The organism is Nostoc sp. (assembly GCF_036917375.1).
Lineage (GTDB): Bacteria > Cyanobacteriota > Cyanobacteriia > Cyanobacteriales > Nostocaceae > Nostoc.
Genome location: NZ_JBALDN010000071.1, coordinates 1 through 6863, shown reverse-complemented (window position 1 = coordinate 6863; position 6863 = coordinate 1). Strand labels below are relative to the sequence as shown.

General features: G+C 41.5%; 5 protein-coding genes. 2 read left to right on the top strand and 3 right to left on the bottom strand.

Going from position 1 to position 6863, the window contains the following annotated elements; translation table 11 throughout:
• Window positions 1–15 precede the first annotated feature (15 nt).
• Complete coding sequence (locus V7K45_RS19115) at window positions 16–1446, bottom strand: calcium-binding protein (protein ID WP_335006121.1); 1431 nt, start codon at window positions 1444–1446, stop codon at window positions 16–18.
• 585 nt (window positions 1447–2031) lie between these two features.
• Here V7K45_RS19115 and ggt point away from each other — a divergent pair.
• Window positions 2032–3795 carry a gamma-glutamyltransferase gene (ggt, locus tag V7K45_RS19110; protein WP_335006119.1) on the top strand — a complete coding sequence of 588 codons (1764 nt, stop codon included), beginning with the start codon at window positions 2032–2034 and terminating at the stop codon, window positions 3793–3795.
• A 61-nt stretch (window positions 3796–3856) separates the two neighbouring features.
• Here ggt and V7K45_RS19105 read toward each other — a convergent pair whose 3' ends face one another.
• The gene (locus V7K45_RS19105) at window positions 3857–4120 is read right to left on the bottom strand and encodes a hypothetical protein (RefSeq protein WP_334895673.1); all 264 of its coding nucleotides are present in this window, start codon (window positions 4118–4120) and stop codon (window positions 3857–3859) included.
• A 515-nt stretch (window positions 4121–4635) separates the two neighbouring features.
• The gene (locus V7K45_RS19100) at window positions 4636–5232 is read right to left on the bottom strand and encodes a DUF1802 family protein (RefSeq protein WP_335006117.1); all 597 of its coding nucleotides are present in this window, start codon (window positions 5230–5232) and stop codon (window positions 4636–4638) included.
• Window positions 5233–5311: 79 nt separating this feature from the next.
• Between V7K45_RS19100 and V7K45_RS19095 the strand changes: the two genes are divergently transcribed.
• Window positions 5312–6268 carry an aldo/keto reductase gene (locus V7K45_RS19095; protein WP_335006115.1) on the top strand — a complete coding sequence of 319 codons (957 nt, stop codon included), beginning with the start codon at window positions 5312–5314 and terminating at the stop codon, window positions 6266–6268.
• The last annotated feature ends 595 nt before the right edge of the window (window positions 6269–6863 follow it).

Here is a 6863-nt window from a genome sequence, read left to right as displayed (position 1 = left end):
TACTCATGACTCAAATCAACACCACTGTTTTGAGTTTAACCATTGAATTTTACCCACTTGACAAGACTCTAATTTTCTTAACTTGACACCAATGGTTCCGTTACCTACTCCACCGAAATCGGCGATCGTATGAGTGCCAGTATTAATTGTGTCGTCGCCTGTGAAAGTATTAGTCCTGTCTTTGCTTAAGCCTTTGTAAACAAATTTATCCTTACCACCGCCGCCTGTGAGGCTATCCTTACCATCACCACCTATAAGGCTATCATCCCCATTACCACCGTTGAGGGTGTTATTACCAGTGGCACCAGAGGCTGTTAGAGTATCATTGCCATCGCCCCCAGAGAGGAGGTTCTTGCCAGATGAGCGAGAGTCGAAGGAAAAGTCCAAATTTCGGTAAATATAGCCATAGATGTCTAGAAAATCATTGCCATCGCCTCCAAAAAGTAGGTTATCGCCTGATGATCCACTAGCGCTTAAGGTATCATCACCAGCACCACCGTTGAGGGTGTTATTACCATCTGAGCGAGAGTTATCCAGTGTGTACTCCGCACTGATTTGACTCCCAGAGATGGAGAGAGAATCATTGCCATCGCCACCATCTAAAAGGTTATTGCCTAATGAACCGCTAGCATCCAAAGTATCATCACCAACACCACCGTTGAGGGTATTATTGCCTAAAGAGCGATCGTCGACTTCTTTACCGAAATAGGTGAAGCTTTGGTCGCTGCCAGAGGCTGTTAGAGAATCATTGCCATCGTCACCAAAAAGCCGATTATTGCCTAATGAACCGCTAGCATCTAAAGTATCATCACCAACACCACCGTTGATGGTATTATTGCCTGCACCACCCCTCAAAATGTCATTGCCACTTAAGCCTTCAATAAAGTCATCACCCCCTTGACCATTGATGACATCATTTGAATTGTCAAATCCACTAACATTGTTGTCTAGGTCGTTTAGGAAAGTAACTGTGTTTAGAAAAAACACAGTGTTTTGGGTGGAGTTAGCATTGAAGACATCAAAGCTGTCGGTGATGGTAGTTTGCCCATAAAACAGAATATTGCCTAAGTCTACAGTGGCTCCAGTGGATTTGCTAAGGTTATCAAGGTTGGACAGGGCAAAGTTTTCTAAAATGATTTTGTCAAAGCTAGACCTTTGAGAGTTGATTTCCAGGTTGTTACCATTCTGGGTAAGGATCAAGTTTTGGGCAGTGAAGCCACTATAGTTCTGGAAATTTAGGGTATCCACTTCAGCAATGACTGCTGCTGTGGGGTTTGTTCCTTTATCTAATCCACTAAAATCGGCGATCGTATTAATGAAGTTTGAGTCGTCACCAAAAAAAAATATATCTTTGCCACCGCCACCAGTTAGGGTATCGTAGTAATCGTTGTAATTTAAAGCGCCCTGTAGGGTATCATTGCCGCTGGTTCCAATGATAATTGCCATAAGTTTTTCCTACCTGAATCGATTTTTGCAGTAACTTTAGTTGTCAATAATCGAGTTAGTGCTGTTTGATGGCACAAATAATCTGCCAAAAGTTGAAGCTTTCGGCATACTTTATTCAGTCTTTAGATAGAGTCATAAATTGTTCATTAAAGATTTCCCCTTTAATTCGCTTGCAAACATTACTATCCCAGTATTAAGGACTATCTAAGTCTTAAGCACTGTACAAAATTTAGTTGGTTTGTCAACGCATAAGTCTTACTAGTTTCAAAATAGGTAAGGAACACTTGAGACAGCACAAAACAGGAAATCTTTATGCATTCGTTGTCAGCGATGCTTGCCGCCGTAAGCATCGCCCTTGAATTTCTATCTGGAAAATAGGAAATATCAAAATTACTTGACAATAATTAAATATCGAATATTTACTTAGATGTCTATCTTTTCAAAAAATCTTTGCATACTCTTCATATCTGTAATCGTTCAACCGCGGGTAGGAGAGCGATGTCTATGGTGGCAAGCTACGCAAACAATGGTAATCAAAATCTGATAAATTAAGTACACCAAGATGCTAAATATATATAAGCTTTTATGAGTAATGGTATAAAAAAGCTTGCTGTTGCTAAACCCAAGCGAGTTGCGAGCGTAATTTTTTCTTTCACCATCTTGCTTTACAGCCAAGTTGCATCAGCAGCCTTAACTTTACCCCTACGCAGCAAGAAGGGAATGGTGGTTTCAGCCCATCCCCTAGCAAGTGAGGCGGGAATTTTGATGTTACGCAAAGGGGGTAATGCAGTGGATGCAGCTGTAGCCACAACCTTTGCACTTTCTGTAGTTGAGCCTTTTTCCGCGGGAATTGGCGGCGGCGGATTTTTGCTGATGCACTCTGAGAAAACTGGCGAGATGAAAGCGCTAGATTTCCGCGAACGCGCACCCCTGAAAGCTACAAGAAATATGTATCTAGATGCAGAAGGAAAGGTGCGTCCGAATGCAAGTATTAATGGTTATTTGGCTGTAGCGACACCAGGAACGGTAGCAGGACTTTATGAAGTGCATCGTCGCTATGGTAAGCTTTCTTGGCAAGAGGTAATGAAACCTGCGATCGCACTCGCTAAAAATGGCTTTATTCTTGGCAATGTGCTAACAGATAGGCTCAACCAGCGCCAGGAAGCAATTCTCAAGAATCCCGCAGCGCGAGAAATTTTCACTCGCAATGGTGAATTTTATCAACCAAGGGAAAAACTGGTGCAGCGCGATTTGGCACGCACTTTAACAGCAATTGCTGAAAATCCCCAAAGTTTTTACACCGGAAGTATTGCTCAGGCGATCGCTTCTGATATGGTAAAAAATGGTGGTTTAATTTCTCTCGAAGACTTGAAAGCCTACAAACCAATCTGGCGCACTCCCGTTTGTGGCAACTTCCGCAAAGCTAAAATTTGCTCAATGCCACCACCATCATCAGGAGGCGTTCACCTATTGCAGATTTTAAATATTATCGGTGACACCGATCTCAAATCTTTGGGATGGCATCATCCAGACGCCATACATTTAATGGTAGAAGCAATGAAGATTGCTTATAGCGATCGCTCAAAATATTTAGGCGATCCTGATTTTGTCAAAGTCCCTGTGCAAGAACTGCTCAGTCCAGCTTACGCCAAAAAACGCCGTCAAGAAATTAATATGCAAATGGCTCGACCCTCCACCGAAGTCAAGCCAGGAGATTTAAATTCAAAATGTCTGCGTCTTCCTTCATCCTCTTGTCTTCCGCATGAATCTCTCCAAACCACTCATCTGAATGTTGTGGATGAAGAACATAACGCCGTCAGTCTGACTTTCACCATTAATCTCAGTTTTGGTGCTGGTGTGGTGACACCGGGAACTGGAATTATTCTCAACAATGAGATGGATGATTTTGCCGCTGCGCCAGGAGTACCTAATGCTTTTGGTTTAGTTGGTAACGATGCCAACAGCATTGCACCCCGCAAAACTCCTCTATCCAGTATGACTCCCACAATTGTCACAGAAAATGGTCATTTTCGGATGGCGGCGGGTGCGCCTGGTGGTAGCACGATCATCACCCAGGTTTTGCAAGTAATCCTGAATGTGCTGGAATACAACATGGATGTTGGTGCAGCTATTTCTGTTCCACGCATACATCATCAATGGCTGCCAGATGAGTTGCGCGTTGAATCCTGGGGCTTGGATGCTCTGACTTTGCAAGACTTACGCCGTCGGGGGCAGAAAATTAAAGAAACTACTCCTTGGGGTAATGGTAACGCGATCGCTGTTACATCTGATGGAATTTTAGAAGGAGCCGCCGATCCTCGCGGTGAAGGTTCCCCCAGAGGTTTGTGAGGAAGACGCGGGGACGCAAAAAATAACTAATGACAAATGACAAATGACAAATGATAAATGACTATTGATTTTGGATTGTTGACTCTGCGTAGCTGCTGCTACCAAACTCGTTTGCCCGTGCGCTAGGTACTAGTGTCCAACCTGCTTTCAAAAGTTTTTGATAAGTTGCCCAACCTTTAGAGCCACCTGGTATTTGATAATCTGGGACTGTAAAATGTCCAAAAGCTGTGTAAGGACGCCAAGGTTGATTAGGTTCTGTCTGCAAATACAAAACTTTCTCTCCATCACCACCAGACTTAGATAACCAGCACATTTGTCGATGCATTGCAAACTCCTTTGCTTTTAGCTAATAATGCATAATAGCTGATCTTTGTCAAGCTAATTATCACCCTTGGGGATAATTTTTGCCTAATACTTTAGACAAAATGTAATTAAGTTCTATCCACTGCGAGATAATTGCTTAATAACTCATAGCCTGGAAGACAGCTGCTAACGGGACATAAAGATAAACAGCCTTGGCTCACCTTATTTATTGGGTGAGATTTTTCTCATGTTATCCGCGTTTTTTGCGATCGTGTGTAACAATCACTACTATTTTGGCTGAGGCTCGGAATCAGACTATTTGTTTTTCTGCTGAGATATATAAGCGTAGATTCTAGAAGTTAGTTATAAAGTTTCGTTGATTAAACACTCTGAGCAAACAATATAAAATCTATTTTGATGTTGGTTGTATACAATCGTCCGTTTGATGACGAGAAACAATTTCGTATTTATCTACAAGCTAAATTTAAATCCCCGACTTCTTTAAAAAGTCGGGGATTTAGGCAACAAGTTGGGTTATTAGAAGGATGGAGCATACAACTTATCGCCGACAATCTGGCGAATTGTCTCTACTAGTTGGGTGTATGCAAAGTTAGATAAAACCGGTTGTGCTGTTTGCAACTGAATTTCTCGATCTAAATCAATCCATGACTTGCAGCCAGCGTATTTGGCATAATAGGGAATTTCTTGTTGCGGTAGTTTATATGTCCGTAGGAGGAGGATATAAAGGGGCTGACGTGCTTTCCATTTGAGGCGATCGCTAATAAAATGCTCGTTCCAAATATGGAAGGGAAGTAAGTTGTTGACAATAGATTCGTCACTACAGGGCAAAATATCTGTAATTTCAGCCCAACTACCAATGCGAACTGTTTCAGGATGCCAGCCTGATGTTACTGGATACACATTATTGGCATATTCAGCTTTCAACATGAAAGCTTGTTGATGTTCATAAGTTGGATAAAGCAGAATTTGCTTGTGAGCAACTTGGAAATGTCCATTTCGTTCGTGGATACCGCCTTTGCGGAGCAACATAATTGTATTGCCACTTTCCAAGGCATTTATGGCAACTGCCCATTCTTTGAGAGCATGAAAAGTTGTAGTCAATTCCATCGGCATCTACTGTAACTCTGATTTAATTTAAAGCTAAGACTGATAAAGTATGAACCTGTCTAAGGAAATGAATTAGGAAGCAGTTATGGAAAAGCGAATACTAGGTACAAGTGAAGTCAAAATCACGCCCATTCTGATGGGAACTTGGCAAGCTGGTAAAAGGATGTGGGTAGGAATTGAGGATGCTGACTCGATTAAAACTATTCGAGCAGCTTATGAAGCTGGGATCACGACAATTGATACTGCTGAAGCTTATGGTGAAGGGCACTCTGAGCGAATTGTTGCTGAAGCTTTATCTGATGTGCGAACTTATGTGCAGTATGCCACGAAAGTTTTTGCTAATCATCTAAAGTATAAACAAGTGATTGAAGCTTGCGATCGTTCCTTAACTAACCTGAAAACTGATTACATCGATCTTTACCAAATACATTGGCCCTCCGGTGCTTTCAATAGTGAAATAGTACCTATCGAAGAAACTATGAAAGCTCTTAACCTGCTCAAAGAGCAAGGTAAAATTCGAGCGATCGGTGTTTCCAATTTTTCTAGCGTCCAGTTAGCAGAAGCAGCAAGTTATGGACGTATTGATAGTTTACAACCACCCTATTCTTTATTCTGGAGACAGGTAGAACAAGATGCATTGCTGTATTGTATCGAAAACAATATTTCTATCCTTGCTTATTCGCCTTTAGCGCAGGGGTTGTTAACAGGAAGATTTGCTCTCGGTCATAAATTTGACCCAACAGATAACCGTGCTAGAAATAAACTGTTTCAAGGCCAAAACTTTGAACGTGCCCAACAAGCGCTAGAAAAACTGCGTCCTATAGCCCTTCTTCATGATTGTACCCTTGCTCAGTTAGCTTTAGCCTGGTTAATTGCTCAACCTCAAACAAATGCGATCGCCGGCGGGCGTTATCCCGAACAAGCACGAGATAATGCATTAGTCGCCCAAATCAAGCTTTCTACAGCCGAATTGGCAGAAATAGATGCCATTGGCCGTATTGTCACCGACCATCTGGATGACAATCCAATTATGTGGAATTGATGACAATGTAGTTTAGTTACTATGCTTAATCTATCCAAGATCCCTTTAACTTTCTTCAAAAGAGGGCCGGGGATCAAATTTATGGCTCTAGATTGCAAAATCTAACAAAACATCAACTTTCGTAAACCAAGGGTTGCAACTCACAAGTGTAAGTGATAATTTAGATAGTAGGACACCAAACAAAATAAAACCAAACCAAAGGGTCAATGACTTAGTGTCCCCTTGTCATCAGCCCAAGCAAATTTCAGCATATCAAATGTGATAAAAGTGGCAAAAAGCCTAATGTAGAAGGCAAAGCCAAATCCTAAAGCGGAAAAACGCAAGAATGCTGACTTTGTTAGTTTTTTAGTCCACCCTAGTTATTAACCTTCAGTTAGTTAATTAGTTTAAAATTTGAAACCTGTAAACTCGATAAAACCTGGTCAACCTCGACCAGGTTTTTGGCATTTTATTGTAATATGATTTTTTCAGTACGGCATGAATTATCGGCGGGGCTTTGTTCTGGAGTTTAGACTAAGTAGGAAAAAATGACCCAGCAGCACTGAGTTGATAAAATACAAGCTTTAAATATGGAAATCTTTAATATTAAGCAGAT

What these genes read in the sequence shown, in the direction of transcription:
- V7K45_RS19115 (WP_335006121.1), bottom strand. Translation starts at nt 1,446, where the DNA reads ATGGCAATTATCATTGGAACCAGCGGCAATGATACCCTACAGGGCGCT.
- ggt (WP_335006119.1), top strand. Translation starts at nt 2,032, where the DNA reads ATGAGTAATGGTATAAAAAAGCTTGCTGTTGCTAAACCCAAGCGAGTT.
- V7K45_RS19105 (WP_334895673.1), bottom strand. Translation starts at nt 4,120, where the DNA reads ATGCATCGACAAATGTGCTGGTTATCTAAGTCTGGTGGTGATGGAGAG.
- V7K45_RS19100 (WP_335006117.1), bottom strand. Translation starts at nt 5,232, where the DNA reads ATGCCGATGGAATTGACTACAACTTTTCATGCTCTCAAAGAATGGGCA.
- V7K45_RS19095 (WP_335006115.1), top strand. Translation starts at nt 5,312, where the DNA reads ATGGAAAAGCGAATACTAGGTACAAGTGAAGTCAAAATCACGCCCATT.